This window comes from Pseudocolwellia agarivorans, from assembly GCF_002000085.1.
In the GTDB taxonomy this organism is placed as follows: domain Bacteria; phylum Pseudomonadota; class Gammaproteobacteria; order Enterobacterales; family Alteromonadaceae; genus Pseudocolwellia; species Pseudocolwellia agarivorans.
This window is the reverse complement of the sequence record NZ_MUZU01000012.1, coordinates 32,732-59,168: the sequence shown is the minus strand read 5'-3', so window position 1 is coordinate 59,168 and position 26,437 is coordinate 32,732. Positions and strand designations below refer to the sequence as shown.

Annotated in this window: 26 protein-coding genes and 1 tRNA gene; 20 read left to right on the top strand and 7 right to left on the bottom strand. The window is 35.2% G+C overall.

All coding sequences use genetic code 11. The annotated features are described in order from the left end of the window. The first annotated feature begins 52 nt into the window (after positions 1–52). Complete coding sequence (gene darT, locus B0X80_RS16655; protein ID WP_077342340.1) at positions 53–547, top strand: type II toxin-antitoxin system toxin DNA ADP-ribosyl transferase DarT; 495 nt, start codon at positions 53–55, stop codon at positions 545–547. An 8-nt stretch (positions 548–555) separates the two neighbouring features. Continuing rightward, a complete protein-coding gene (gene darG, locus B0X80_RS16650) occupies positions 556–1,626 on the top strand; it encodes a type II toxin-antitoxin system antitoxin DNA ADP-ribosyl glycohydrolase DarG (RefSeq protein ID WP_077342338.1) in 1,071 nt (356 codons plus the stop codon). Between the two features lie 78 nt (positions 1,627–1,704). Here the strand turns inward: darG and B0X80_RS16645 are convergent. Together B0X80_RS16645 and B0X80_RS16640 are read right to left on the bottom strand one after the other, a co-directional pair. Then, positions 1,705–1,781: transfer RNA gene (locus B0X80_RS16645), tRNA-Val, on the bottom strand. 151 nt (positions 1,782–1,932) lie between these two features. After that, positions 1,933–3,291, bottom strand: a complete 1,359-nt coding sequence (locus B0X80_RS16640) for an MATE family efflux transporter (protein WP_077342336.1) — start codon at positions 3,289–3,291, stop codon at positions 1,933–1,935. A gap of 103 nt (positions 3,292–3,394) precedes the next feature. On the opposite strand from B0X80_RS16640, the gene B0X80_RS16635 reads away from it, so the two are divergent. Next, the gene (locus B0X80_RS16635; RefSeq protein WP_077342334.1) at positions 3,395–4,030 is read left to right on the top strand and encodes a riboflavin synthase subunit alpha; all 636 of its coding nucleotides are present in this window, start codon (positions 3,395–3,397) and stop codon (positions 4,028–4,030) included. Positions 4,031–4,054: 24 nt separating this feature from the next. On the opposite strand, the gene B0X80_RS16630 is transcribed toward B0X80_RS16635, so the two are convergent. Further along, positions 4,055–4,252 carry a CPXCG motif-containing cysteine-rich protein gene (locus B0X80_RS16630; protein WP_077342332.1) on the bottom strand — a complete coding sequence of 66 codons (198 nt, stop codon included), beginning with the start codon at positions 4,250–4,252 and terminating at the stop codon, positions 4,055–4,057. Between the two features lie 209 nt (positions 4,253–4,461). Next, a complete protein-coding gene (gene fdxA, locus B0X80_RS16625) occupies positions 4,462–4,794 on the bottom strand; it encodes a ferredoxin FdxA (protein ID WP_077342446.1) in 333 nt (110 codons plus the stop codon). Positions 4,795–4,961: 167 nt separating this feature from the next. On the opposite strand from fdxA, the gene B0X80_RS16620 reads away from it, so the two are divergent. Further along, entirely contained in the window at positions 4,962–6,605 is a 1,644-nt protein-coding gene (locus B0X80_RS16620; RefSeq protein WP_077342330.1) for an NAD(P)/FAD-dependent oxidoreductase, read from the top strand. Positions 6,606–6,633: 28 nt separating this feature from the next. On the opposite strand, the gene B0X80_RS16615 is transcribed toward B0X80_RS16620, so the two are convergent. Continuing rightward, on the bottom strand, positions 6,634–7,302 hold the full coding sequence (locus B0X80_RS16615; RefSeq protein WP_175623971.1) for an START domain-containing protein: 669 nt from the start codon (positions 7,300–7,302) through the stop codon (positions 6,634–6,636). 285 nt (positions 7,303–7,587) lie between these two features. Here B0X80_RS16615 and thrS point away from each other — a divergent pair, with 285 nt between their 5' ends. The 5 genes from thrS to B0X80_RS16590 all read left to right on the top strand — a co-directional run bounded on the left by thrS (position 7,588) and on the right by B0X80_RS16590 (position 12,120). After that, on the top strand, positions 7,588–9,498 hold the full coding sequence (gene thrS / locus B0X80_RS16610) for a threonine--tRNA ligase (RefSeq protein WP_077342326.1): 1,911 nt from the start codon (positions 7,588–7,590) through the stop codon (positions 9,496–9,498). 77 nt (positions 9,499–9,575) lie between these two features. Continuing rightward, positions 9,576–10,121, top strand: coding sequence for a translation initiation factor IF-3 (gene infC, locus B0X80_RS16605; RefSeq protein ID WP_089024907.1), 546 nt, complete (start codon positions 9,576–9,578; stop codon positions 10,119–10,121). A gap of 172 nt (positions 10,122–10,293) precedes the next feature. Then, positions 10,294–10,488, top strand: a complete 195-nt coding sequence (gene rpmI / locus B0X80_RS16600) for a 50S ribosomal protein L35 (protein WP_077342442.1) — start codon at positions 10,294–10,296, stop codon at positions 10,486–10,488. 15 nt (positions 10,489–10,503) lie between these two features. Beyond that, entirely contained in the window at positions 10,504–10,860 is a 357-nt protein-coding gene (rplT, locus tag B0X80_RS16595) for a 50S ribosomal protein L20 (protein WP_076418046.1), read from the top strand. Between the two features lie 156 nt (positions 10,861–11,016). Then, positions 11,017–12,120, top strand: a complete 1,104-nt coding sequence (locus tag B0X80_RS16590; RefSeq protein ID WP_077342324.1) for a phosphoribosylaminoimidazolesuccinocarboxamide synthase — start codon at positions 11,017–11,019, stop codon at positions 12,118–12,120. Between the two features lie 106 nt (positions 12,121–12,226). Here the strand turns inward: B0X80_RS16590 and B0X80_RS16585 are convergent, their stop codons facing one another. Beyond that, the gene (locus B0X80_RS16585; protein WP_077342322.1) at positions 12,227–13,141 is read right to left on the bottom strand and encodes a methyl-accepting chemotaxis protein; all 915 of its coding nucleotides are present in this window, start codon (positions 13,139–13,141) and stop codon (positions 12,227–12,229) included. 406 nt (positions 13,142–13,547) lie between these two features. Here B0X80_RS16585 and B0X80_RS16580 point away from each other — a divergent pair, with 406 nt between their 5' ends. The 7 genes from B0X80_RS16580 to B0X80_RS16550 all read left to right on the top strand — a co-directional run bounded on the left by B0X80_RS16580 (position 13,548) and on the right by B0X80_RS16550 (position 20,681). Continuing rightward, entirely contained in the window at positions 13,548–14,411 is an 864-nt protein-coding gene (locus B0X80_RS16580; protein WP_175623970.1) for a MipA/OmpV family protein, read from the top strand. Next, positions 14,401–14,826, top strand: a complete 426-nt coding sequence (locus B0X80_RS16575; protein WP_077342318.1) for a DUF3019 domain-containing protein — start codon at positions 14,401–14,403, stop codon at positions 14,824–14,826. Before B0X80_RS16580 ends, B0X80_RS16575 begins: the two co-directional genes overlap by 11 nt. Then, the gene (locus B0X80_RS16570) at positions 14,826–15,518 is read left to right on the top strand and encodes a response regulator (RefSeq protein WP_077342316.1); all 693 of its coding nucleotides are present in this window, start codon (positions 14,826–14,828) and stop codon (positions 15,516–15,518) included. The genes B0X80_RS16575 and B0X80_RS16570 overlap by 1 nt, the downstream gene beginning before the upstream one ends. Before the next feature lie 65 nt (positions 15,519–15,583). Next, entirely contained in the window at positions 15,584–16,852 is a 1,269-nt protein-coding gene (locus tag B0X80_RS16565) for an ATP-binding protein (protein ID WP_077342314.1), read from the top strand. 143 nt (positions 16,853–16,995) lie between these two features. Then, on the top strand, positions 16,996–17,976 hold the full coding sequence (pheS, locus tag B0X80_RS16560) for a phenylalanine--tRNA ligase subunit alpha (RefSeq protein ID WP_076418053.1): 981 nt from the start codon (positions 16,996–16,998) through the stop codon (positions 17,974–17,976). A gap of 11 nt (positions 17,977–17,987) precedes the next feature. Then, positions 17,988–20,387, top strand: coding sequence for a phenylalanine--tRNA ligase subunit beta (gene pheT, locus B0X80_RS16555; RefSeq protein WP_077342312.1), 2,400 nt, complete (start codon positions 17,988–17,990; stop codon positions 20,385–20,387). 3 nt (positions 20,388–20,390) lie between these two features. Then, the gene (locus B0X80_RS16550) at positions 20,391–20,681 is read left to right on the top strand and encodes an integration host factor subunit alpha (protein WP_076418055.1); all 291 of its coding nucleotides are present in this window, start codon (positions 20,391–20,393) and stop codon (positions 20,679–20,681) included. Between the two features lie 87 nt (positions 20,682–20,768). On the opposite strand, the gene B0X80_RS16545 is transcribed toward B0X80_RS16550, so the two are convergent. Then, positions 20,769–21,338 (bottom strand): DUF2937 family protein, encoded by a 570-nt coding sequence (locus B0X80_RS16545; RefSeq protein ID WP_175623969.1) that lies wholly within the window; start codon positions 21,336–21,338, stop codon positions 20,769–20,771. A gap of 207 nt (positions 21,339–21,545) precedes the next feature. On the opposite strand from B0X80_RS16545, the gene B0X80_RS16540 reads away from it, so the two are divergent. From B0X80_RS16540 to B0X80_RS16525, 4 genes are all read left to right on the top strand, one after another. Next, the gene (locus B0X80_RS16540) at positions 21,546–23,324 is read left to right on the top strand and encodes an ABCB family ABC transporter ATP-binding protein/permease (protein WP_077342308.1); all 1,779 of its coding nucleotides are present in this window, start codon (positions 21,546–21,548) and stop codon (positions 23,322–23,324) included. A gap of 54 nt (positions 23,325–23,378) precedes the next feature. Beyond that, entirely contained in the window at positions 23,379–23,927 is a 549-nt protein-coding gene (locus tag B0X80_RS16535; RefSeq protein WP_077342306.1) for a DUF1415 domain-containing protein, read from the top strand. A 110-nt stretch (positions 23,928–24,037) separates the two neighbouring features. Next, positions 24,038–24,826, top strand: coding sequence for a hypothetical protein (locus tag B0X80_RS16530; RefSeq protein ID WP_077342304.1), 789 nt, complete (start codon positions 24,038–24,040; stop codon positions 24,824–24,826). Between the two features lie 6 nt (positions 24,827–24,832). Then, positions 24,833–25,666 carry a glucosaminidase domain-containing protein gene (locus B0X80_RS16525; RefSeq protein WP_077342302.1) on the top strand — a complete coding sequence of 278 codons (834 nt, stop codon included), beginning with the start codon at positions 24,833–24,835 and terminating at the stop codon, positions 25,664–25,666. The last annotated feature ends 771 nt before the right edge of the window (positions 25,667–26,437 follow it).

Here is a 26,437-nt window from a genome sequence, read left to right as displayed (position 1 = left end):
ACACAACCATATTCTGATATTAAGCTGACAATAACATAAAGAATTTTATTGTATCAATTTATTCTATGGCAGCTCCTTTCGCCAACATCAGTTTATTAAGTTTCCTGCTGGCGGAACTATTGGGCAGTATGTTCCTTTTAATTTTTGTCCTCGTTCAGTTATGCTTTTTGTTATTCATAAAGGTCATGATGACTTTCAAGGCGGGCAAGAAAGAATACTGCACTTTATAAGTGATATTGATACAATTAGATTAACTAACCAAAATTGCCTCTTCACAGATATTCATGCGGATTTAGATTATGCTGAGCAAATTGATGATTTTATACGTATTAGTGAATTAGATCTTAATAGAATAATCAATGAACGATATTGGCAAGATTTTAAAGAAGAAAAACAGGCTGAGTTTTTAGTTTTTGAATCAGTTCAATGGCAAAGTATTCAACAAATAGGTGTTAAAAATCAAGCAATAGCAGATGAGGTGACCGTTTTACTACAAGGCGTTGTACATAAACCAGAAGTTATTGTGCGACCAGAGTGGTATTACTAGAGACTAATATGATTACATATCAAAAAGGTAATATTTTACACGACCAATCTGATGCCATTATTAATACGGTTAATACTGTAGGAGTTATGGGAAAGGGCTTGGCGTTACAATTTAAAAAAGCATTTCCTGAAAACTTTAAAGAATATAAAAAAGCTTGTGATGATCATTCTATGATTACAGGCAAGGTATTATCAGTTCCTTTGAATTCAATGAGCCCCCCATTTTTTATAATAAACTTTCCAACTAAAGCCCACTGGAAAGGAAAATCTAAACTTGAATATATTGAGCAGGGCTTAGATAGTTTAAAAGCTGAAGTTAAAAGGTTAAACCTTAAGTCAGTTGCTATTCCTGCATTAGGCAGTGGTTTAGGTGGGTTGCCTTGGCAAGATGTAGAACAATTAATACAAAGTTCATTAGCTGAATTTCCTGAAGTTAATTGGCTATTATATCCGCCTCAAGAGGCACCCAAAGCAGAAGTTATGCCTAATAATACTAAGCGCCCTAAAATGACGATTGGCCGTGCTGCTGTTATAGGTTTGATTGATCGGTATGTATCAACAGGTTTTAACTATCGTTTATCTTTATTAGAAGTGCAGAAACTTGTTTATTTTTTAACTGCTGTGGGTGAGCCTTTAAATAAAGTGGTTTTTCAAAAGCATCACTTTGGCCCTTATGCTGATGTATTACGTCATGTTTTAGATAAAATGGAAGGGCATTTCATTAGTGGCTATGCTGATGGTTTAAATAAACCAGAAACTCCAATTGAATTAAAAAAAGATGCAGCGCAAGAAGCATTAGCTTATTTAGGCACACACAAAGACACTAAAGAAAGATTTGATAGAGTTGCTAAACTTATTGAAGGTTTTGAATCTCAAAATGGTATGGAGTTACTTTCTACTGTTCATTGGGTTTTAACACAAGAGTCAGATGGGAATGACGTAACTAGTGAGAGCTTAGTTAAACAAGTTCATAACTGGAGTCGACGTAAAGCTCAAATGAAGCCTGCTCATATTATTGCTGCGTGGAATCGATTAAAAGAACAAAACTGGCTAGAGAATAAAGCACCGACAACGCTATAAAATTAAAGTCCAGGCATAAAAAAACGCAATTCTTATTTTATAAGATATTGCGTTTTTTAGGTTCTAAGAACCTGAATATGGTGCTCGCTACTGGACTCGAACCAGTGACACCTTGCATGTCATGCAAGTACTCTAACCAACTGAGCTAAGCGAGCTTTTTGTTTAAACGGCTAACTATGTAAATTTATTAGCGTGTTCGAACGAGGCGATATGTTAGCGATCTGTTTTAACAGTTGCAAGCTGTTTGTTGCTTTACAATTAAAATACAGTATTGAATGATTATTTAAACATCAATTTGCGTTAATGCTATGCATATTCGTATCTTCTTTGTACTACTTTTAAGCGCCAAGCTAAAAATACGGCTGCGGTGGTTAGTCCAACGATAAAGCCAATCCAAAAGCCTTTAGCACCCATATTTGGCACTATCCAATCGGTTAAACCAAGTATTAAGCCAACACTTAAACCTACTATCCAGTATGAACAAAAAGTAATGTATAAAATAGCTTGGGTGTCTTTGTAGCCTCTTAGTGCTCCTGCAGATATTACTTGAATGGCGTCTGAAAACTGAAATAGGGCTGCTACAAACATTAAGCTAACAGCTAGGTCGATAACTTGCTGGTCAATGGTATAAATTGCGGCTATTTGATTACGGAATACGAGTGATAACGTTGCGGTTAATAGGGCGATTATTACGCCAAAAATAACCGAGTAGCTGCAAATGTCTTTGGCTTCATCGTGCTTGTTTTTACCTACGGCAAAGCCAACTCTAATGGTAACCGCCATTGATAAAGATAATGGCACCATAAATACTAGCCCTGAAAAGCTCAAGGCTATTTGATGGCTTGCCACTATTTCAGCACCGAAAGGCGCAAGTATAATTGCCACTACTGAAAATAAGCTTACTTCAAACAATAACGATAATGAAATAGGGATACCAATTGCCAAAATTCCTTTTATTTGCGACCAACTCGGCGGATGAAACTTGGTTAATAATGGCGCATGCGATAATGCTTTTGCGAAGTAGGTGTAACCTAATGTGCTTAAAAACATAACCCAATACACTATGGCGGTAGCAATACCACAACCAGCGCCACCTAAGGCAGGTGCTCCAAATTCACCATAAATAAAGATGTAATTGGCTGGAACATTAACAATTAAGCCAATAAGGCTGATGATCATTGTGGGTTTGGTATGAGACAAGCCTTCTGAGTAGTTTCTTAATACGAGGTATAAGAAAAACCCCGGAGCGCCCCAAATGATATAGGTTAGGTAGTCAAACATCAGTTGTTTTAAAACGAGGTCTAACGATACGTTTTCAAAAATAAAAGGAGCTATGGCAAAATACAGGGCGATAAAAAGTAAGCCGATAACAAGGGCAATCCATGCGGTTTGCTGGGTTGCTTTGGCTACTTGGTCAAATTTGTTAGCGCCTGCAAATTGCGACACAATACTGGCTAACGCCATGATTAAACCAGCAACAGATAATATAAGAGGTAACCAAATACTGCTGGCTATTGCTACTGCTGCCATGTCGGTGGCACTTACTCGGCCAGCCATTACTGTATCGGCAAACCCCATTAGATTTTGTACGAGTTGCGCTATTAATATGGGGTAAGCGAGTTTCATTAAGCTTTTTGTGTTGCTTGTAAATTTGTGCCAATGCATTAGATCTTTTCTTCCGAACGTTGCTGTATAAATTATTTGTTTTATTTTAGTTATTTACGTTGTTTGATACTATGGGGAATAACTTGAATATCATGGATCATATATGTTTACGGGTATAGTGCAATCTCAAGCTGAAGTTATTTCTATTACAACTGAAAGTCAATTAAGTCGTTTAGTTATTGGTGTGCCTTCTACACTGGTTTATAAATTAGAAATTGGCGCAAGTATCGCTATAAATGGCGTTTGTTTAACTGTGGTTGAATATAATAAACAAGCGGATAACAGTTACACAATCGCTTTTGATATTATAGATGAAACGTTACGCGTAACTACATTAGGCAACTTATCTGTACATGATTGGGTAAATGTAGAGCGTTCTTTAAAGGTAGGCGATGAAATTGGCGGTCATATTGTTAGTGGTCATGTTCAATATAAATCTACTTTGGTACGTAAAAAAGTAACTGAAACCAATACTGCGTTGTATTTTAAGTGTGAGTCACCTTGGTTAAAGTATATTTTTGAGAAGGGCTTTATTACGGTAAATGGTACAAGTCTTACGATAGGTGTAATTAAAGACAATACTTTTAGCGTGCATTTAATTCCTGAAACGTTAACGAGAACAAATTTAGGTAAGCTTAATGTGAATGATGAAGTGAACCTAGAATTTGATCAGCAAACTATCACGATTGTAAAAACAATCGAACGCTTAAATTTAAGTGAGCTAACTCAAGCTAAATAATTTAGGTGATGTTTTTGTATCACGTTATTCATCGTCGCTGTTTACAGCTAGCTGAATTTTTTGATGGTATTCATCAATATGTAAATTAAAGTGAATTTCTCGGCAACATGACGGGCATTCATCGTAGTAGTCTTGATCGCCTGATGATGTGTCTAAAGTTACATGTAGATGATGTCCGCAATGAGGACAAGTAATACGCTTGTTAGAAATATCTTGGGGCATGTTGCCTCCTAGATTTTGGTTTACACCAATATGGGTTAGTAATTCCTTAAGTGTTATCGTCCGTAACTGTAATTGCTGATTAGGGGGTGTTGAACTTTCAGGTATTCGAAAGATCAACAAACCTTATTCAAGTATGGTGTAATTTTTATAAAATGCACTAGGCAAAATGGGCTGTTTAACTAAACCATTAAACAGTAAGGGAATTAATATTATTGGCTATCAATAATGAGGTGTTCAATTTTATTGGGTACGCCGTCCCATTCTTTTGCATCTGTTGGTGGGGCTTTTACTTCGGTTATTCTAGGCCATACTTTCGACAGTTCAGCATTTAATTCAATAAATTCTTTTTGATCTTCGGGTACTTCGTCTTCTTGAAATATTGCATCGGCAGGGCATTCAACTGGGCATAAGTCACAATCGATACAATCATCAGGGTTAATAGCTAAAAAATTAGGCCCTTCATAAAAAGCATCAGCCGGACATACGGCTACACAATCAGTGTATTTACATTTTATACAATTATCGGTAACAACAAACGCCACGTTTTTTCCTTTTATTTGATGAAATATTTTGCAGGCGATCATACCTTGAACATAAACAAATTCAATTACTGATTTCATTAATTAAATTGGTATCACCATGCTCTTGGGGTAAAATAAAGGCATTAGTTGTTATTTTACCCTACGGGGTACGCTGTTTTGGATATTTTATGCTTCGCTTGACCAACCTAAAGTTAGATCTTAATCACCAACCTGAAGAATTAGAACAAGCTATTTTAGATAAACTGTCAATTAATGCTGATCAGTTAGTGAGTTTTAATGTGTTTAAACGTGGTTACGATGCACGTAGAAAAAATACCATTATTTTGATGTACACCATAGATGTAGACACTACGATTAACGAGCAATTGCTTGAAAAGTTTGTTGATGACAATAATGTAAAAGCTAGCCCCGACACTCATTATTATTTTGTTGGCGAAGCCCCAAAAACTTTAGAACAAAGGCCTGTAGTGATTGGCTTTGGTCCATGCGGATTATTTATTGGGTTAGTGTTAGCGCAAATGGGATTTAAACCGATTATTTTAGAGCGTGGTAAAGAAGTACGTGAACGCACAAAAGATACATTTGGTTTTTGGCGTAAAAAAGTATTAAACACAGAATCAAATGTTCAATTTGGTGAAGGTGGAGCAGGTACTTTTTCTGACGGTAAGCTTTATAGCCAAGTTAAAGACCCTAAGCATTACAGCCGTAAAGTATTACATGAGTTTGTTGAAGCTGGCGCACCAGAAGAAATTTTGTATGTAAGTAAGCCGCATATAGGTACATTTAAACTAGTCACCATGATTGAAAAAATGCGCGCCAAAATTATTGAATTAGGTGGTGAAATTCGTTTTAGCCAGCGTGTAGACGATATTTTATTTGAAGAAAATGAAGATAAACGCAAAGTGGTAGGGGTTAAGCTAGCAACAGGTGAAGTTATACATACTGAACATGTGGCGTTAGCTGTAGGGCACAGCGCCCGTGATACCTTTAAAATGCTAAACGATAAAAATGTGTACATGGTGGCTAAGCCATTTTCGATTGGGTTTAGAATTGAGCATGAGCAATCGGTTATTGATGATGCTCGCTTTGGTAAAAACGCAGGTCATCCTATTTTGGGCTCTGCTGATTATAAACTGGTTCATCACTGTAAAAATGGTCGTTCTGTTTACAGCTTTTGTATGTGCCCAGGTGGAACCGTTGTAGCCGCAGCATCTGAAGAAGGGCGTTTGGTAACGAATGGTATGAGTCAGTATTCACGCCATGAACGTAACGCAAATAGTGCGATTGTTGTAGGGATCGATCCTAAAGATTTCTCTTATGGTAGCGATAGTGACGAAACCGAAAATGTTTTAGCGGGTGTTGAATTACAAAGACGATTAGAAGAGTTTGCCTATAAACTCGGTGGCGAAAGCTATGATGCACCTGTGCAATTGGTTGGCGACTTTTTAGCCGGCAGAAAATCAGGCGAGCATGGTAGTGTTGAACCGTCTTACAAGCCAGGTGTTACCTACTGCGATTTAAGCGAAACATTACCTCCTTATGCAATTGAAGCAATTAGAGAAGCGTTACCCGCTTTTGAAAAGAAAATAAAAGGTTTTGCTATGGAGCACGCAACGCTTACTGCAGTTGAAACGCGTACTTCTTCACCTATTCAAATTACACGTGATAAAGAAACCTACCAAAGCTTAAACGTTGATGGTTTATATCCGGCGGGTGAAGGTGCTGGTTATGCTGGCGGTATTTTATCTGCGGGTATTGATGGTATTAAAGTCGCTGAAGCGATAGCGCTTGATATACTTAAAAGGCAGTAACTTATAAAGTTAGATAAGAACATCAAAATTATTTCTTTTGATGTTCTTTTATATTAGATAGTGAATGCTTTTGCCAAGGTGACAAAGGGAGTTGTTTTTGCATATTGTTCATGGTTTTCCATAAACTATTTAGCGATATGCGTTTAGTTAACCAAAATGGAATAGCGCCTTTAGGATCGGCAATAATCGTATATACAATATTAATATTTTGACGGTCAACCGGTGTAATCTTCCAATGCGCCTTTATTACTTCTATTTGAATCATCTCGTTATTTACATATTCACTCTCTTCCACATTATGTACTTCAATTTCAAGCGTTAGATCTTCATTTTGCCAGTACCGAGAATTTACTACCATGTACCTTTCAGTTATTGGCCAATAATTTTTGAATGAGGTAATAAATATATTTTCTTGAGGTGATATTTGTTTTAGTACATTGCTAGAGTGCGCGTTATCAAGCCATTGCGTAATGTTATCTGTGTCTTGTATAAAAAGAAGAAATCCAGCAAGGCTAGATTGAATAGCCGCCTGTGCTTTTATCTCAATTAAGTCGCTGCCTTCAATTTGTTGATAATCTACTTTGATGTTTTTATTTTCTTTCCATGTTTTCCAAGATGAATCATTTAAAGGCTCTGTTGTAAAATTTGAGGCTACATTTTTCGCAAAACTTTGCGAAGAAAAACATAAACTGATCACAAGAGATAAAATGGTTAAAAAACACAAAAGGGCGTAATTGTTTTTTACTTTGTTTTTATGAAGAATATAGATAACAAAAACCTTATATTTATTGCAATTAGCGCCATATTACACTATATTTCCGTGCTCATTTATTCCCTAGCCGGAATAAAATAAAAAATTAAGCAAGATATGGTTTTATTTAATAGATTTTATTCAATAAATACGGTGTCTACAAATATTAACATTGATAAAACTAAAGCAAGCGGCACTTAGTGTGTGTCGCCACTGTACAAAGGATATTTCATGCCAGTAATAACTCTTCCTGACGGCTCTCAACGCTCATTCGATAACGCAGTATCTATTATGGATGTTGCTCTTGATATCGGCCCAGGTTTAGCCAAAGCAACTATCGCAGGTCGTATAGACGGAAAACTTGTTGATGCGTGCGAATTAATTGAAAACGATGCATCTCTACAACTTATTACTAGTAAAGATGATGAAGGGCTTGAAATTATTCGCCATTCTTGTGCACATTTATTAGGCCATGCAATTAAGCAATTGTGGCCAAATACTAAAATGGCTATTGGTCCTACTATTGATAATGGCTTTTATTACGATGTTGATTTAGAAGAATCTATTACTGAAGACGATTTAGTTAAGCTTGAAAAACGCATGACTGAATTAGCGAGAACGGGTTATGAAGTTATTAAGAAAACCGGTTCTTGGCAAGATGCTTATGATGCGTTTACTGAGCGTGGCGAAACATACAAGTTAGAAATTTTAGACGAAAACATTGATCAGTCAGACACACCAGCTTTATATCATCACCTTGAATATATCGATATGTGTCGTGGTCCTCATGTACCAAGCATGCGTCATTGTCATCATTTTAAATTAATGAAAGTTGCTGGCGCTTATTGGCGCGGGAATTCAGACAATAAAATGTTGCAACGTATTTACGGAACAGCATGGGCTGATAAAAAACAACTTAAAGCTTATATTCAACGTTTAGCTGAAGCTGAAAAGCGTGATCACCGTAAAATTGGTAAAACATTAGATTTATTTCATTGGCAAGAAGAAGCGCCGGGAATGGTGTTTTGGCACAACGATGGTTGGACTATCTATACAGAATTAGAAAAATTTATTCGTGAAAAACTTCATGAATATGATTATGACGAAGTTAAAGGTCCGTTAATGATGGATCGCGTGCTTTGGGAAAAATCAGGACATTGGGACAAGTACGCTGAAAACATGTTCACAACAACGTCTGAGAAGCGTGAATATGCAATAAAACCAATGAACTGTCCTGGGCATGTTCAAATATTCAATCAAGGTTTGAAATCATATCGTGATTTACCATTACGCATGGCTGAGTTTGGTTGTTGTCATCGTAACGAACCATCTGGATCATTACACGGCTTAATGCGCGTTCGTGGTTTTACACAAGACGATGCACACATATTCTGTACTGAAGACCAAGTTCAAGACGAAGTAACCAAATGTATTCAAATGGTTTACGATGTTTATAAATCATTCGGTTTTGAAGATATCATTGTTAAACTATCAACACGTCCTGAAAAACGTATTGGTAGCGATGAAATATGGGACAAAGCTGAGCAAGGTTTAGCGCAAGCATTAACTGATTTAGGTATTACTTTTGAGTATCTTCCGGGAGAAGGTGCTTTCTATGGTCCTAAAATTGAATTTACTTTATTAGATTGTTTAGGTCGTAACTGGCAATGTGGTACAGTACAACTCGATTTTGCTTTACCAGAGCGTTTAGGCGCAACTTATGTTGGTGAAGATAACGAACGTTACACACCTGTAATGATTCATCGTGCTATTTTAGGTTCATTAGAACGTTTTATTGGTATTTTGATTGAAGAATACACAGGTAAATTTCCAACGTGGTTATCGCCAAATCAAGTTACTGTAATGAATATTACGGACAAACAGAGCGATTATTGCAAAAAAGTAGTAAAAAAACTGAAAGAAAGTGGATTTAGAGCAAAACTAGACTTGAGAAATGAGAAGATAGGCTTTAAAATCCGCGAGCACACTTTGAAGCGTGTTCCGTATTTGTTAGTTGTTGGTGATAAAGAAATGGAATCCGGCGAAATAGCAATACGAACTCGAAGTGGTGAAGATTTAGGTACAATGTCTGTTGATGCTTTTATTGAGAAAATAACGGAAGAAGTTAACTCAAGAGCATAAACAGGTATAATAATATTTTATAATCCATATATTACACTTACGTAATAAAATATGGGAACAAAGTTCTTTGGAGGAACATGGCTATTAAAGGTGGTCAACGAGGCGGGCAAAAAGAGCCAGCTCATCGTTTGAATGAATTAATTACAGGTACAGAAGTACGTTTGATCCGTTATGATGGCGAACCTGGAGGGATTGTTACTCTAGATGAAGCTATGAATCAAGCTGAAGAAGCCGGTGTGGATTTAGTAGAAATAAGCCCAACGGCACAGCCGCCGGTTTGTCGAGTGATGGACTACGGTAAGTTCTTGTATGAAAAAGCCAAAGAACAAAAAGAAGCTCGTAAAAAGCAGAAACAAATACAGGTTAAGGAAATTAAATTCCGACCTGGTACAGATGAAGGCGACTATCAGGTAAAACTACGCAGCCTGAAGCGCTTTTTAGAGGATGGCGACAAGATCAAGGTAACTTTACGTTTCCGAGGTCGTGAAATGGCCCACCAAGAACTAGGCTTAGATTTGTTAACTCGCGTTAAAAACGATTTAGCAGAACTAACTGTAGTTGAGTTTTTCCCTCGTAGAGCGGAAGGGCGTCAAATGGTGATGGTTTTAGCCCCTAAAAAATAGATAATATTTGGTCGTTAAAGTAATAAGTGAGCTTGCTGACTTATTCACCACTATTATCAGACACTGGTAATCCAGGCTTACAAGTAAAGCTTAAGTAACTAATTGTAAAATTAGCTAAATGAGTTTTCGCCTAGGTTACTTAAATTTGGCATCCAATGCGGAGTTAGTAAAAATGCCTAAAATGAAAACCAATAAAGGTGCTGCAAAGCGCTTTAAACAAACAGCTACTGGCTATAAGTTCAAACAAGCTGGTCTTCGTCATATTCTGACTAAGCGCCGTACTAAAGTTAAGCGTCACTTGCGTGCTAAATGCATGATCGCTGCTTCTGATATTAAATCAGTTAAAAAACTTTTACGTCACGGTTAATAGGAGATATAGAAAATGGCAAGAGTAAAACGTGGTGTACAAGCACGTGCACGTCACAAGAAGGTTCTAAAGCAAGCTAAAGGTTACTACGGTGCTCGTAGTCGCGTTTATCGCGTTGCTTTCCAAGCCGTAACTAAAGCTGGCCAATACGCATACCGTGACCGTCGTCAACGTAAGCGTCAATTCCGTCAACTTTGGATTGCTCGTATTAACGCAGCAGCTCGTCAAAATGGTTTATCTTACAGCCGTTTCATTAATGGTCTTAAAAAGGCTGCTATTGAAATCGATCGTAAGATCCTAGCTGACATTGCAGTATACGACAAAGCAGCTTTTACATTCTTAGTTGAAAAAGCGAAAGCTTCTTTAGTTTAAGATTGAAATGTTGATTAGTAGAAAGGACGCCTAGTGCGTCCTTTTTCTATTCTGTTTTGTGAATGATAGATAAATAGTTTTAGCCAATGTTATTTTTTCACATAGATATTATTCGCTACAATTATTTTATATTTAATATATGAAGGATTTATTGCCATGAGTCTTGCTGACAAAGTTTTAGCGGTAAACAATGATTTACCTATCCGTACTGACGCACCAGTACATAGTGGTAAAGTGCGTTCAGTATATTGGTTAACTGAAGCAGATAGTAAACGTTTAATAAAAGAGAAAGGCTACAACGTAGCAGAAGATACTGCCTTAGCGATTATGGTGATCAGCGACCGTATTTCAGCGTTTGATTGTATATGGAAGGGCGAGGGGGGCTTAAAAGGTGTACCGGGTAAAGGAGCTGCTTTAAACGCTATTTCAAATCATTGGTTTAAATTATTTAAAGAGAAAGGTTTAGCTGATAGTCATATTTTAGATATTCCACATCCTTTCGTATGGATTGTTCAAAAAGCCAAACCGGTAATGATTGAGGCTATTTGCCGTCAATACATAACGGGTTCAATGTGGCGTTCATATAGTAAAGGTGAACGCGACTTTTGTGGTATTGAATTACCAGAAGGTTTACAAAAAGATTCTAAGCTACCTAAATTACTTCAAACGCCTTCAACAAAAGGTATTTTGAAAGGAATTCCAGATGTTCCTGAAGCTGATGATGTAAATATCACACGTAAGAACATTGTTGATAATTTTGAAGCTTTTAATTTCAAATCGACTGACGATATAGCGTTATACGAAAAACTATTAACTGAAGGCTTTAATGTTATTTCAGATGCATTAGCTGAAATTGACCAAGTATTTGTTGATACTAAATTTGAGTTTGGTTACGTCAAAGATAAAGCCGGCAATGAAAAGTTAATTTATATGGATGAAGTTGGTACTCCTGATTCATCACGTATTTGGGATGCTAGCGAATACCAAAAAGGTAATATCGTTGAGAATTCTAAAGAAGGCTTTCGTCAGTTTTTATTAAACCACTTTCCTGATCCCGATGTTTTATTGAATAAAGAGAGAATGGTTGAAAGAGAAGCATTAGCAAAAAATAATGAGTTACCTGAATCGGCATTAATGGCTATTTCTGATACTTATACGGCTATTGCTGAGAAAATTACAAAGAGTAAAATTGTAATTTCTGATAATCCTAAACAAGAAGTTATTGATATTTTAAGAGATGAATATCAGCTGGTTGATTAGGTGAGCTAGCTTAAGTTTATTCTTATAACGATTAAAAAACCACATTCTATAATGTGGTTTTTTATTATTCCAATTTAAAATATTCTAGCGTTTATAACTAATAGGGCTAGTTTTTTATATTATCTAACGAGTGCAGTTCTTGCATAAGTTCGTCAGCTAATATTGTATTGTTGTTTGATTGTTCAATAGCATTTTTAGACTCATCAAGCATATCTGCTATGTTTTCTAAAATGTGATTAGTTTCGCCTACTTGTTGTTGCATTTGCGCTGTAACGGCTTCTGCCGCATTGCTACTGTCTACAGAAAGCGAATGAACCTGCCCTAAATCGGTGACAATATTTGATGTTATTTCTAGGCTTTCTTCAATACTTACTACAACAATTTTTTGTTGTGTGATGATATCATTTGAAATCCCCATTATTTTACCCATGCCTTCATGTATTTGTTCTGCCGACTCATTTGATATACTGGCTAAAGCTCTTACTTCGTCAGCAACAACAGCAAAACCTCTACCGTGTTCTCCTGCTCTAGCCGCTTCAATTGCAGCGTTTAGGGCAAGTAAGTTAGTTTGGCTGGCTATACTTTTAATGGCTTCTAATGATTGAGAAATCGTTTTATTGTTATTGGTCAAGCCTTCTAATAAGACGGTAAATTCAGAAATGTTTTTTTCGGCAGTAGTGATTTTTTCAGACAATGATTGTAATTGCTCTATGCTCATTGCACTTTTAGATGAGGTTTCTTGTGCTGAAGATACAGAGTTTGCTGATAAATCCGCCATACCAGAAGCTTGTTCAGCTAAGCGATTAATTAATTGGAAATTGTTTTCTATTTTGTCTAAATGGTTTAATGATGCTTGGTTAGTTAAGTGAGAGTTGGAAGAGAGTGTCGATATTTTTTGTTGGAAATTGTCAGCAATTAATTCATCAATTATTTTAGCTTTCGTTTTTAAAATTTCTAACTCTGCTTTGTCTATTGTTGTCTCATTAGGGGCGATTTTGGGTTTATTTAAAAAAGAGAGCATACATTATTTTCCATTTTATTATTTATCATATCGTTTAGGTTGTATTTTTTATAAATACTTTATTGATATTTATATCGGCGTGACAAACTTAAACATTAATTTATTCGTTTGTTAAAAAAGTATAGCTCAAATACCTATTTAAGTTTTAATACATCATAAAAGTATAATGTTTGCTAAAGAGTGTCTACTTTTAAATAAATTATTTTATATAAGTGAGAACATTTATTATTATGAAATTTCATTTCGATAATAGATTTATAAAAACGTTTTTCATCTTTTTATATGTAGTAAGTCGGTAATCATTTCTGAGAATGAAAACGGTATAATTGTAATTTGATGTAATTGCAGATGGAATTGAACTTAAGTCGTGTTAAATTAACCAATAAACCTTATTTAAGCGATGCCGTTGAAATATTTTTTCTCCATTCTTTTTATCTTTTGTCAGTACATCATAAGTACTTCTAGTTTTGCTCAATGTGAATCTGAAAGTGCTTTATGCGCACCTGTTGGTCAATGGAAATTATCAGTAGGTGTAGGAGCAGGAGTTTATACAAACCCTTTGTACGACAGTAAAAATATCCCATTAATTGTAGTGCCAAGTATTAGTTATTATGGTGAACGTGTTTTTTTTCAAAATAACACGTTAGGTTATACCTTAATAGAAGGTGAGCAACTAACCTTAAGTATTATTACTAAAGCAAACGTTGAAAAAGCTTTTTTTACTCGATGGCATCCTAAAAATATTTTTATCCCTAATTTATCTAACGACTTTGTAGAGTCTGTACCGAGTTTTGGTGCAAGTATTAAAATTAGTCCAGATAAAGTAAAAAAAAGAAAATGGGCATTAGATGCAGGTATACAGCTTAATTGGTTTGTATCTGATTCAATCAATGCAGAATTACAAATCTTGCATGATGTTAACAGTGTTTATGATGGCTTTAACGGTAACGTAGAAGTTTCAAAACTATTCGGTGTCACTGCTGAGTCGTCTTTAGAGTTAACTTTAGGCTTACAATGGAATAGTGCTAATTTAGTTGATTATTATTATGGTATTGATGATTCTGATTCGATTTATGAACGAGATTTTTTTGAAGGAAAATCGAGTATTAATCCTTATTTAAGTATTGGTTACGCATACAAACTCTCTTCAGATTGGATGTTTAAAACCTATCTAAAAAGGAAAAAATTAGACAGCAATACTTATTTGAGCCCACTGATTGAAGAACGCTATGTCGATTTAATGTTTGTAGGTTTTTTCTATGAATTTTAAAAAAATGTTTTTAACCTTAATCATGTTTCATTTAACGATTAGTAAAGTTGTAGCTCAAGACGAAATAACGTCGACCATATTACAAAGTTCTGAAGCATCAAGTGTTATTAATATGTCTATTTCACCTTCTATTTGTGTTGTAAAAACAAGGGGAGATCTTTGTCAAATGACAGCCTATGTTATGTGGCAAACAGGATTGGCAATCGATGCATGTTTATATCAAGACGATGACTTAATTACTTGTTGGGAAAAGAAGCGTCAAATTAAGAAAAAATTAGAATTGTCGTTAATTCAAGATATTATTTTTACCTTAAAAGACCAAGATAAAGTGTTGGCTAAACAGCATGTAAAAGTGAATGCGAGCAATTCAACTAAGTATAGAAGACGATTGCGATCGCAATGGAGTTTATTTTAATGAAGCACATATTATTAGTTGAAGATGATATGAGATTATCTAAATTAATTTCAACTTTTTTAGAGCAAAGTGGCTTTCAGGTATCTGTATTAAACCAAGGCGATCAAGCGATCAGCTATATTCAAAAAAACTCATTAGATTTAGTGATATTAGATGTAATGTTGCCCAAGCTTGATGGCTTTAGTATTTGCCGTAAAATTAGAAGTTCATTTGAAAAACCAATTATTTTTCTTACCGCTAAAGACAGTGACTTTGATCATGTATTAGGATTAGAAATAGGCGCTGATGATTATATTATTAAGCCTGTTGAACCCCATGTTTTATTAGCTCGAATAAATATGCTGCTCAGACGTAATGCAAACCTTAAAAAGGCGAACGTTGAACAGCTTAATTATGGGGGCTTATCTATAAATAAACCATCAAGAACAGTTATGTTAAATCAAGAAATTATTGATTTAACAAGTCATGAATTTGAATTGCTCTGGTTATTAGCACACCATGCTGGAGAACCTCAAAGCCGCGAATATATACATAAAAAGATGATAGGTAGAGAATATGATGGACTTGATCGCAGTGTTGATGTCAGAGTGTCTCGCTTACGAAAAAAATTAGGAGATAATACCGATAACCCAACTAAAATTTTAACGGTTTGGGGTAAAGGATATTTATTGAGTAAAACTGCATGGGATTAGTCAATAATTTTACCTGGGCTACCTCACTATGTAAGATTCAGAAGTGTTGCTTTTAAGGGATTGTATTGAATCGTTTATTTATTAATTTGTATGTTGTTATTATTTGCGGATTATTAGTCATTAATCTTGTGTCTGAACAGTTATGGTCACTTTACGCTAACGAAAGCGATGAAATTGTTAAGTCACAGCATTTTATCGAGTTATTACCTCATCTTATTTCTCCATCAGAACATGAAATTGAATTAGTCTCATCATCATTAAAAGTTCCAGTGAGTGTTATTCCTATTTCAGATGTAGCATGGTTAGACGAACAACTTAACCAGTTAAACTTAGGGCATTCAGTTGCTCAATACAATGAGCAAGACGATGTTGTGTTTTACGTCAAAGTGGCTAATGAAACACGTTTGTATCAAATAGGGCCATTTGTTAATCACCAAATATCACCTGCGGATGTGTATATAAAATGGATTATTCTTGCGTTTTCATATTTACTTTTAGCAGGAGTAGTTGCTATTTGGATAAAACCGTTATGGCGAGACTTACATCAGCTAAATACAATGGCTGCCGCGATTGCTGACGGTGAACATGAAGTTAAACTTATACCGCATTCAATATCGCCTATTAATCATATTGTTTTAACCTTTCATCAAATGGCTCATCGCATAAAACGACTTCTTTCTGATCAAAAGCACCTTGTTAATGCGGTTTCTCATGAACTGAGAACACCTTTGTCGAGGTTAAGGTTTGCTTTAGCTTTATTGCCTGCTGAAGACAAATTAGCCGTTAAAGAGATGGAAAAAGATATTAAAGAAATAGAAACGCTTATAGATGAAATGTTAGGTTACGCTCGGCTTGAAAATGTAAATCAACAAATTGAAAAGTCATCAGTAGACTTATCTACATTAGTTAATCAGCAGTTAAGTAAGTTGGTTTTTGTTCGTCCTCTTAATATCAGTAAAAATATTCCTACTTCACTTTTATATGTATGTAATGCCAAACTCATTGAGCGAGTTATCCAAAACTTATTAGTGAATGCGACGCGATATGCTAACAACACTATAAATATCTCATTAGAAACTGATACTAAAAAGTTACATTTAGTGATTGAAGACGATGGGGTAGGCATTGCTGAAAATGAAGTAAGTAAAGTGTTTAAACCCTTTTATCGACTTGAATCTCTCAGTGATAATAGTGAGACGAGTTCAGGTGCTGGATTTGGTTTAGGGCTAGCCATAGTGAAAAGAATTTGTGACTGGCACTTGGCTACATGTAAGGTAGAAAGGTCTTCTTTAGGTGGCTGTAAATTCATTTTATCTTTTCCATATCATCAATAGCGGTATATTTACGCGTAAATCATTAAAAACTCCTATTTTTACTACATTTTTTCATCGTAATTGTGTAGAATCGGTCTCCATTTTATTAATCAAATTAGTCTACCCAAAGCCTTAACTTTCCAGTAGGGTGCTTAGAGGAAATCATGAATTTAGACGATATTATCTTGCAGGCAGAACAAGCAATAGCTGCTGCTACCGATCCTGCTGCACTTGATCAAGTACGTGTTAACTTTTTAGGTAAAAAAGGTTTATTTACAGAGCAAATGAAAGGGCTTAGTAAATTACCAAAAGAAGAAAAACCTAAAGCAGGGCAAGTAATTAACATAGCTAAACAGCACGTTCAAAAATTACTAACTGAGCGTGGTGAATTATTACGTGCTGAAGTGATTAAACAAAAGCTAGCGGCTGAATCTATAGATGTAACATTACCTGGTCGTGGAAACGAGTTAGGTGGTTTGCATCCAGTTACTCGCACTATCGAACGTATTGAAAGCTTTTTTGGTGACTTAGGTTTTTCTGTTAAAGAAGGCCCTGAAGTAGAAGATGACTTTCACAACTTTGATGCGTTAAATATTCCTGAGCATCATCCAGCAAGACAAGATCACGATACTTTCTATTTTAATCCTAAGCTTGTGTTACGTACGCAAACTTCAGGTGTACAAATTCGTACAATGGAAAAAGAAGCGCCACCATTAAGAATTATTTCTCCGGGTAAAGTATACCGTAACGATTACGATCAAACACATACACCTATGTTCCATCAGGTTGAAGGTTTGATGGTAGATAAAGACGTTAGCTTTACTCATCTTAAAGGTATTTTACACGACTTCTTACATCACTTTTTTGAAGAAGAAGTTGAAATCCGTTTCCGCCCATCTTATTTCCCATTTACAGAACCTTCAGCAGAAGTTGATATTATGGGTAAGAATGGCAAATGGTTAGAAGTATTAGGCTGTGGCATGGTTCACCCTAATGTATTGAAATCTGCTGGTATCGACCCAGAAGTATACACAGGCTTTGCCTTTGGTATGGGTGTAGAGCGTTTAACTATGCTTCGCTATGGTGTGAATGACTTACGTTCATTCTTTGAAAACGATCTTCGCTTCTTAAAACAGTTCAAGTAGGAAAGCCAACAATGAAATTTAGTGAATCATGGTTAAGAGAGTGGGTTAATCCTGCTTTATCTTCAGATGAGTTGTCTCATCAAATTACAATGGCTGGCTTAGAAGTTGATGCTGTTGAACCTGTAGCTGGTGAATTTACCGGTGTACTTATCGGGGAAGTGGTTGAATGTGGACCACATCCTGATGCTGATAAATTACAAGTAACAAAAATTAATTTAGGACCAGATTTCAACGACGGTGAGTTAGTTGATATTGTTTGTGGTGCTAAAAATTGTCGTTTAGGGCTTAAAGTTGCTGTAGCCACTGTTGGCGCAGTTTTACCTGGCAACTTTAAAATTAAAAAAGCTAAATTACGTGGCGTACCTTCTCACGGTATGTTGTGTAGCGAATCAGAAATTGGTTTAGCTGATAGTTCTGACGGTATTCTTGAATTAGCGCAAGATGCTCCATTAGGACTGTGTGTTCGTGAATATTTAGATTTAGACGATGTAACTATTGATGTTGATTTAACGGCTAATCGCGGTGATTGTTTAGGCCTTAAAGGTTTAGCGCGTGAAGTAGGTGTATTAAATGGTTTAGCGGTTACTGAACCTGCTATTAATGATGTAGCGGCTACGATCACTGACGAGTTAACTATTACATTGTCTGCTGAAAAAGCCTGTCCGCGTTATTTAGGTCGTGTGATTAAAAATATTGACGTAACCGCTCAATCACCTTTATGGATGGTAGAAAAATTAAGACGTTGTGGTATTCGCTCAATCGATCCAGTAGTTGATGTAACAAACTACGTTTTATTAGAGCAAGGTCACCCAATGCATGCTTTTGATTTAGATAAAATCGAAGGTGGCATTAACGTACGTTTCGCTAATAAAGAAGAGAAATTAACCTTATTAGATGAAAATGAAGTCACGCTTTCAACTGAAACTTTAGTGATTGCAGACGATAATAAAGCATTAGCAATGGCAGGTATCTTTGGTGGTTTAAACTCAGGTGTTACATCTGAATCTAAAAACATATTCTTAGAAAGTGCTTTTTTCAGCCCATTAGCTATTTTAGGTAAAGCACGCCAATACGGTTTACATACCGATGCTTCTCATCGTTACGAGCGTGGTGTCGATCCGCAATTACAACTTGATGCGATGAATCGTGCAACTGAATTACTACTTGAAATTGTTGGTGGTGAAGCTGGTCCTATTACTGAAGCTAAGTCTGACGATAATATCCCTCAAGAAAAGCAAATCAGTTTACGTAGAGTTAAATTAGACTCTCGTATTGGTCACCACATTGGTGATAAACAAGTTGCTGATATTCTTACTCGTTTAGGTTTTACTATTAGCTTTGACAATGATGTATGGCAAGTTACTGTTCCAGCTTACCGTTTTGATATTAAAATCGAAGTTGATTTAATTGAAGAAGTTGCTCGTATATTTGGTTACAACAACATACCTAATGTTTCGCCTAAAGCAACATTAAGCATGTGTGCCAATAAAGAAGCTAACTTAAGTGTAAGCAAATTGCGTAATGCTTTAGTTAATCGCGGTTATCAAGAAGCTATAACTTACAGTTTTGTTGACCCTAAAGTTCAAGCCTTATTACATCCTGATCAAGAAGTGATGACATTACCTCATCCTATCTCTTCAGAAATGTCAGTAATGCGCCTAAGTTTATGGACAGGGCTATTACAATCAGTTGCTTATAACCAAAACCGTCAACAAAACAGACTACGTTTATTTGAAACTGGTTTACGTTTTGTTCCTGACGAGTCTGCTGAAAACGGTGTAAGACAAGACAACATGCTTGCCGGTGTTATTACAGGTCAACGTAATGAAGAACATTGGGATATGGAAAAAGCTGCAACAGACTTTTACGATATAAAAGCTGATGTTGAAGCATTACTTTCATTAACAGCTGATGCTTCGGCTTATGAATTTTCAAAAGCAGAAGTGAGCGCATTACACCCAGGCCAAACGGCAGGTATTTATCGTAATGGTGCTCTTGTTGGTTATGTTGGCACCTTACATCCTGAATTAGAACGTAAATTAGGCTTAAACAGTAAAACATTAATTTTTGAACTATTATTGTCTGAAATTTTAACAGCTAAAATTCCTGAAGCCGCTGCTATATCTCGCTTTCCGTCTAACCGACGTGACATCGCAGTAGTAGTAAAAGAAGAGGTTGATGCAAAAAAAGTGTTACAACTTATTGAAAAGGTTGGCGGAAATTATTTAATTGATCTAAACTTGTTCGATGTATACCGTGGTGAAAGCATAGAGCAAGGTTTTAAAAGCCTCGCGATAGCCATGATACTACAAGATGATGAGAAAACACTTGAAGAAAAAGACATTTCTGATGTTGTAAATCGAGTGGTAGATTCATTAAAAACTCAATTAAACGCATCACTGAGGGATTGAGCAATGGCGCTTACCAAAGCAGAAGTAGCAGAACATTTGTATGAAAAGGTCGGTCTTAGCAAACGCGACGCAAAAGATATGGTTGAAATATTTTTTGAAGAAATACGTGAGACGTTAGAAAGCGGTGAGCAGGTCAAACTTTCGGGATTTGGAAATTTTGATCTGCGTGTTAAAAGTGAACGTCCGGGTAGAAACCCTAAAACAGGCGAAGATATTCCTATCTCTGCGCGTAAGGTAGTTACGTTCAGACCGGGTCAAAAGCTTAAAAGTCGTGTTGAAGACGGTAACGGATAAGAAATTCGTTTTCATATACTTTTATAAAAGGCTGCATTATTGCAGCCTTTTTTATATTCGAATATATTTATCCCGAATTCGGGTTGTTTAGGTATCGGTTGAGTTGTTTTTACTTTCAATGATTGGTGTTACCGATTTTTTTGACATTTTATTTATTACTGAGCGTGTAGTGGTTTTTGTCAGATAAAAAGATAAATGACCCATTATAAGTATTAGTAAAGCAAAGCCTACGCCTGTTGTAAAAGCGGGTAAGTTTAAAGGAATAGCGAGCTGGTATTGCTCAAAGGTGGCTTGAACCATAGACTCATCAAATTCTGTAATAAAGTAATAAACTCGTTTAATGTAATCAGTTTCTTGTATATTAAATAAATGCGCTTGTAAATCTGATGCTCGAGTTGATGTATTCATAATGATCTCACCGGTTTCTTTAATAGAAGGTTCGCTGTTTAGTAAATACTTCTCTATCATCGTTTTTAAATTTCCGTCAAAATGACGGTTAGCAATTAGCTGGTATTCGTTTAATTGTAATAATGCTTCGTTTAAATGTCCTGATAGCCTTTGTGAATATTGCTGAATAAATTCAGGAAGTTGCACACCTACAATAAAAGTAAGAGTAAACAAACACCGATCAAAGAGTGTCGATAAAATTTTTAACATAGGTGTTCTCATCTTTAACTGATTAAACCGAATTCAGGTTAATTAAAAAGCTGGCTGATTTTTTAAGGTAATGTTCAATATTACTACTCAGCATAAAATGCTGTGCGGCAGTAGTAAAGCTTTCTCATACTAAACTCGCAGTATCCCATTGTACTGAAAACTCAAACACTATATGGTTAGCCCATTATTTTTTAAGGTAAATTAAATATGCGTCCAAGTCGTTTTAATGAAAATGAAGCCACAGAGATTAATTGGCGAGTAATTAAAATGTTACTTCCTTATATGATGGAGTTTAAAGCCAGAATAGCCCTAGCTTTACTGTGCTTAGTGTTAACTAAAGTCGCGAGTGTTTATTTACCTTTTATATTAAAAGATGTGGTTGATACATTAGATCAACAACAAGAAAGCAAGATTTACCTCGTACCATTTGGGCTAGTTGCCGCTTATGGCCTTGTTCGACTATCGATCGTTTTATTTGCAGAAATAAGAGACACTTTATTTGGTCGTGTAACCGAAAGAGCCATTAGACGCATTGGTTTAAAGGTATTTAAGCATTTACATGATCTTGATTTAGATTTTCATTTAAATCGTCAAACAGGGGGATTATCACGAGATATTGATCGTGGTAATTCTGGTGTTAGTTTTTTAATGCGTTTTATGGTCTTTAATATTATTCCCACCTTATTAGAAATCGTCATGGTTATTGGTATTTTATTTGTAAATTACGGAATATGGTTTGCTTTAATTACCGCAACTTCAATTACGCTTTATATCTTATATTCGGTGAAAGCCACTAACTGGCGTACTGAATTTATTAGAGAAGCCAACAAAGCTGACTCATCGAGTAACACGCGAGCAATAGATAGCCTACTTAATTACGAAACTGTTAAATATTTTACTAACGAAGAATATGAAGCTAAGGCCTATGATCATCAATTAGAAAATTGGGAAGAAGCTAAAAAGAAAAATCGTTTATCGCTCTTTGCTTTAAATGGTGGTCAAGCCATTATCATTTCAGTATCAATGACAGCAATGCTGGGGTTAGCGGCCTATCAGGTTACTTATGGGCACATGACTTTAGGTGACTTTGTTTTGATAAATGCATTTATGATGCAGTTGTTTATTCCTCTTAACTTTCTTGGCTTTATTTACCGAGAAGTTAAAGGATCTCTGGCGAATATTGAACATATGTTTGGTTTGTTATTAAAAACACCCAAAGTCAAAGATAAAGACAATGCTACAGAGTTGACTATTAATGGCGGACAGGTTGAGTTTTCAAATGTGTCGTTCGCTTATGATGAAAAAAGGCCCATTATAAAAAACATCTCATTTTCAATAAAACCGGGTCAAAAAGTCGCGGTTGTAGGTGAAAGTGGTTCAGGTAAGTCAACCTTAGTTAAATTGTTATTTCGTTTTTATGATGTGAATCAGGGGGAAATAACAATAGATAATCAGGCTGTTGATCAAGTTAGCCAGCATTCATTAAGAAAAAATATTGGTATTGTGCCTCAAGATACGGTGTTGTTTAACGACACCTTATTTGAAAACATTAAATACGGTAATACCAATGCGACAGATGCAGAGGTTGCAAAAGCGATAGAGTTGTCACATTTATCAAGTTTTATCGCGTCGTTACCCGACGGAGATCAAACTAAAGTAGGAGAGCGTGGTTTAAAGCTTTCTGGTGGCGAAAAACAACGTGTTGCTATTGCACGTACTATATTAAAAAATCCTGCTATTTTGGTGTTTGATGAAGCGACATCATCACTGGATAGTCATTCAGAACAAGCTATTTTACGTGCTATTCAAACGGTCGCAAAAGGTCATACGAGTTTAGTGATTGCTCATCGTTTATCAACTATTGTAGATGCCGACAATATTATTGTAATGAATAAAGGTGAAATTGTGGAAGAGGGCGACCATCAAACCTTAATCACTAAGAAAGAACATTATTACAATATGTGGCAATTACAACAATCTAGCTAATGTTAAGCCGAGTTCAGGTTAACTATTTAACTTTAATAAATATACGAATATAAAATGAATAAAGAACCCCGTGAAATATCACAAACACGACAATGGATAGAAGACATTATTGTTGGGCTTAACTTTTGTCCGTTTGCAAAAAAAGAACTGGTTAATGATACGATTTATTATTATTTATCTCATCAGAAAAAGCTTAAATTAGCTCTAACAGAGCTTTTTGAGCAATGTCATTATTTACAACGTAATATTCAAATTGAAACAAGCTTAGTGATATTTGATCAAGGTTTTAAGTCGTTTGAGCAATACTTAGAACTTGTGGACTATGCTAACGAACTGCTTATTGATTCAGAATATGATGGCGTATTTCAATTTGCGACTTTTCACCCTGATTATTATTTTGATGGCGTGGGTATTGACGATGCGGAAAATTACACTAATCGTTCGCCGTATCCTGTTATTCATATTTTAAGAGAAGAAAGCCTAACGCGAGTATTATCAACCTATAAAAATCCTGAAAATATTCCAGACAATAATATTGCTTTAGCGCAAAAAAAAGGCAAATCATATTTTGAACAAGTACTTAAAAACATAAAACAATCATAATTTTATTTTGAACCGTTACAGCTTCTAAACGGTTCTAGCTGAAACATAAACTAATAATAGGTATACTGCGTGACCCTAATATCGCAGCTTATAAATAGGTATTCTTTTTCGTGGAAAAAAATCAAATGATCAATGTGGGTGGTAACGTTGAAAGTGCAAAGCAAGGCCAATACTCAATAGATATAAAGTCAGTGCTGCAAGAAGCATGGAGTATTACTAGTCAATCAAGGCTCCCTATTATTGTAGGTATACTAATTTGTACCGTAATATCATTATTCATTGTATTTATTGCTAGTCAGTATTTAGGTGGAGTCGAAAATGCTCTAAAGGATATGAAAGCGCAGTACATTATTAATGTGTTAGTTACTTTAGCCGTTTCTCCTTTTATTGCCGGAATTGAAATGATGGGCGTATTTCATGCTGTAGGGTTAAAAACTCAGCCTAAATTAGTCTTTTCTTTTTTAAATAAAGGTGCTGTTATTGCTATATGTGCTTTGCTTTCATCAACATTATCATCACTTGGGTTTAATTTATTGATTTTACCTGGGATCTTTTTATTAGTAACACTGTCTTTAACTGTGCCATTAGTCATTGAAAAAAATATGATGCCAATTAAAGCGATTATATTAAGTGTTAAATCATTACGTTTTCAGTTTTTTAAGTTACTCGCTATTTATGGCATTTTATTTATGGCTTTATTACTGTCTACTTTTCCTCTGCTATTATTATTTAAGTCTGGCTTTGAAATTATTGGCGCAGCATTTTTATTATTTGCACTTACGTATTTAGCTCCTCTTTTTTATAACACTAAAGGGATCTTGTATCGCGAAATTTTTGGTGTGCAACTCAATGCGTCTGAAGGCCCAATTCAAGGAGATAGTGGAAATTTTTCTGCTTAATACTATATGGTAGATCAAACGAATCGAGCTTTACATTATTTTAAAGTAGCAAGCTGTTGGTTGTTAATAGGGTTTTTTATCGCGGCATTAATTGCTCCTTTTACGTTTATGAAACCACCTGTTGATACTTCAATTAAAAAAGCGCCTGACGTAAAAATTATCCCGATCGAAAAACCGTTGCATAATGTAAAACTGCCTAAGTTTTCTAAAATTAAAGATGTTAAAGAAAAAAAACGTACATTCTTTGCCTTTATTAAACCAGCGGTAGAAAAACAAAATAATAAGATCTTAAGTCAAAGAAATAAATTGTTAGCAATAAAAGAACGTTACTTAATCGATCCCAAATTAACTAAAGCAGACAAAAGCTTTTTGGCTAAATTGAGTCTTAAATACAAAAGTAAAACACAATTTGGTGTACTGGCACAAATAGATAAACTATTACTCAAAGTTGATATTGTGCCTATTCCTCTCGTTTTAGCGCAAGCTGCAAATGAATCAGCGTGGGGAACATCTCGTTTTGCTAGAATAGGTTTGAACTTTTTTGGTATGTGGTGTTTTGAAAAAGGCTGTGGCATGGTGCCAAGAAGTAGAAATGAAGGTGCTTTTCATGAAGTTGCCGCATTTAGCAGTGTAGAAGAAGCTATTACCAAGTATTTACACAATATTAATACCAATACCGCTTATAGCGTTTTTAGAACTATAAGAGGGCAGTTAAGACTACAAGAACTACCGTTAACACCAGAGATATTAGCCACAGGTTTATTGCCTTACTCTGAAAGAGGTACTGATTACGTGTTAGAAATTACCGACATGATCAGACACAATAGAAATTATTTTTAACTGTTATTGTATATACCCATGGCACCTCAAGATGCCGGATTTAGCCCGAACTTGAGGTAGTATGGATAAACATTCAATTATCTTCGCTACCACCTATTTATTACTGGCATGTTTTTTTATCAACATAAACGCTTTTATACCAAATGCATGAATGAATTGACCTATTTTATAGAAAGAATAAATGGTCAAATACGCAGGCTTATCGCTCCAAACCGAACCTAAGCACCTCTCTTGTAGGCTGGATATCTACTTTAATCACTAGTTGTTCAATTATTAAATAAATAACGATGTAATTGGCCATTTAAACAAGTATAAATGATCAATGGGGTATTGTGATTGGTATAAGTCATTCTTAAGTTCGTATTTGCAATATGCAGCGAATACCCATAAGTAAAAACTTCATAAATTTATTATCTTAATCTAAGTGTATTATTTTTTAGTTTCGGATATTGAATTTATTTGGTTTTAAAAAACAGACACTATTTATCTTGTTATAATACAAGTTTATGCTAAATAATTTTAAAGCCCTCCAATTTCTCTATCACTCTTCTTTTTTTTATTAATTTAATCTTTTGTTTTAATTTGTTTTTTTTATATTTTTATGTTGATTTTATATGTTTTTTTATACAGTTTTTTTTGATCAATGGTATTTAACTGATATTGACTTCTTTTAAATATACTGTAATTTACCTCCTTGTCAGATATCATATATTTGGCGGTAGTATCAAAATATCAAATAAAACAACTAATGAAAAAATCTTAAATAAATCA

What these genes read in the sequence shown, in the direction of transcription:
- darG (WP_077342338.1), top strand. Translation starts at nt 556, where the DNA reads ATGATTACATATCAAAAAGGTAATATTTTACACGACCAATCTGATGCC.
- B0X80_RS16640 (WP_077342336.1), bottom strand. Translation starts at nt 3,291, where the DNA reads ATGCATTGGCACAAATTTACAAGCAACACAAAAAGCTTAATGAAACTC.
- B0X80_RS16635 (WP_077342334.1), top strand. Translation starts at nt 3,395, where the DNA reads ATGTTTACGGGTATAGTGCAATCTCAAGCTGAAGTTATTTCTATTACA.
- B0X80_RS16630 (WP_077342332.1), bottom strand. Translation starts at nt 4,252, where the DNA reads ATGCCCCAAGATATTTCTAACAAGCGTATTACTTGTCCTCATTGCGGA.
- B0X80_RS16620 (WP_077342330.1), top strand. Translation starts at nt 4,962, where the DNA reads ATGCTTCGCTTGACCAACCTAAAGTTAGATCTTAATCACCAACCTGAA.
- thrS (WP_077342326.1), top strand. Translation starts at nt 7,588, where the DNA reads ATGCCAGTAATAACTCTTCCTGACGGCTCTCAACGCTCATTCGATAAC.
- infC (WP_089024907.1), top strand. Translation starts at nt 9,576, where the DNA reads ATGGCTATTAAAGGTGGTCAACGAGGCGGGCAAAAAGAGCCAGCTCAT.
- rpmI (WP_077342442.1), top strand. Translation starts at nt 10,294, where the DNA reads ATGCCTAAAATGAAAACCAATAAAGGTGCTGCAAAGCGCTTTAAACAA.
- rplT (WP_076418046.1), top strand. Translation starts at nt 10,504, where the DNA reads ATGGCAAGAGTAAAACGTGGTGTACAAGCACGTGCACGTCACAAGAAG.
- B0X80_RS16590 (WP_077342324.1), top strand. Translation starts at nt 11,017, where the DNA reads ATGAGTCTTGCTGACAAAGTTTTAGCGGTAAACAATGATTTACCTATC.
- B0X80_RS16585 (WP_077342322.1), bottom strand. Translation starts at nt 13,141, where the DNA reads ATGCTCTCTTTTTTAAATAAACCCAAAATCGCCCCTAATGAGACAACA.
- B0X80_RS16575 (WP_077342318.1), top strand. Translation starts at nt 14,401, where the DNA reads ATGAATTTTAAAAAAATGTTTTTAACCTTAATCATGTTTCATTTAACG.
- B0X80_RS16570 (WP_077342316.1), top strand. Translation starts at nt 14,826, where the DNA reads ATGAAGCACATATTATTAGTTGAAGATGATATGAGATTATCTAAATTA.
- pheS (WP_076418053.1), top strand. Translation starts at nt 16,996, where the DNA reads ATGAATTTAGACGATATTATCTTGCAGGCAGAACAAGCAATAGCTGCT.
- pheT (WP_077342312.1), top strand. Translation starts at nt 17,988, where the DNA reads ATGAAATTTAGTGAATCATGGTTAAGAGAGTGGGTTAATCCTGCTTTA.
- B0X80_RS16550 (WP_076418055.1), top strand. Translation starts at nt 20,391, where the DNA reads ATGGCGCTTACCAAAGCAGAAGTAGCAGAACATTTGTATGAAAAGGTC.
- B0X80_RS16545 (WP_175623969.1), bottom strand. Translation starts at nt 21,338, where the DNA reads ATGTTAAAAATTTTATCGACACTCTTTGATCGGTGTTTGTTTACTCTT.
- B0X80_RS16540 (WP_077342308.1), top strand. Translation starts at nt 21,546, where the DNA reads ATGCGTCCAAGTCGTTTTAATGAAAATGAAGCCACAGAGATTAATTGG.
- B0X80_RS16535 (WP_077342306.1), top strand. Translation starts at nt 23,379, where the DNA reads ATGAATAAAGAACCCCGTGAAATATCACAAACACGACAATGGATAGAA.
- B0X80_RS16525 (WP_077342302.1), top strand. Translation starts at nt 24,833, where the DNA reads ATGGTAGATCAAACGAATCGAGCTTTACATTATTTTAAAGTAGCAAGC.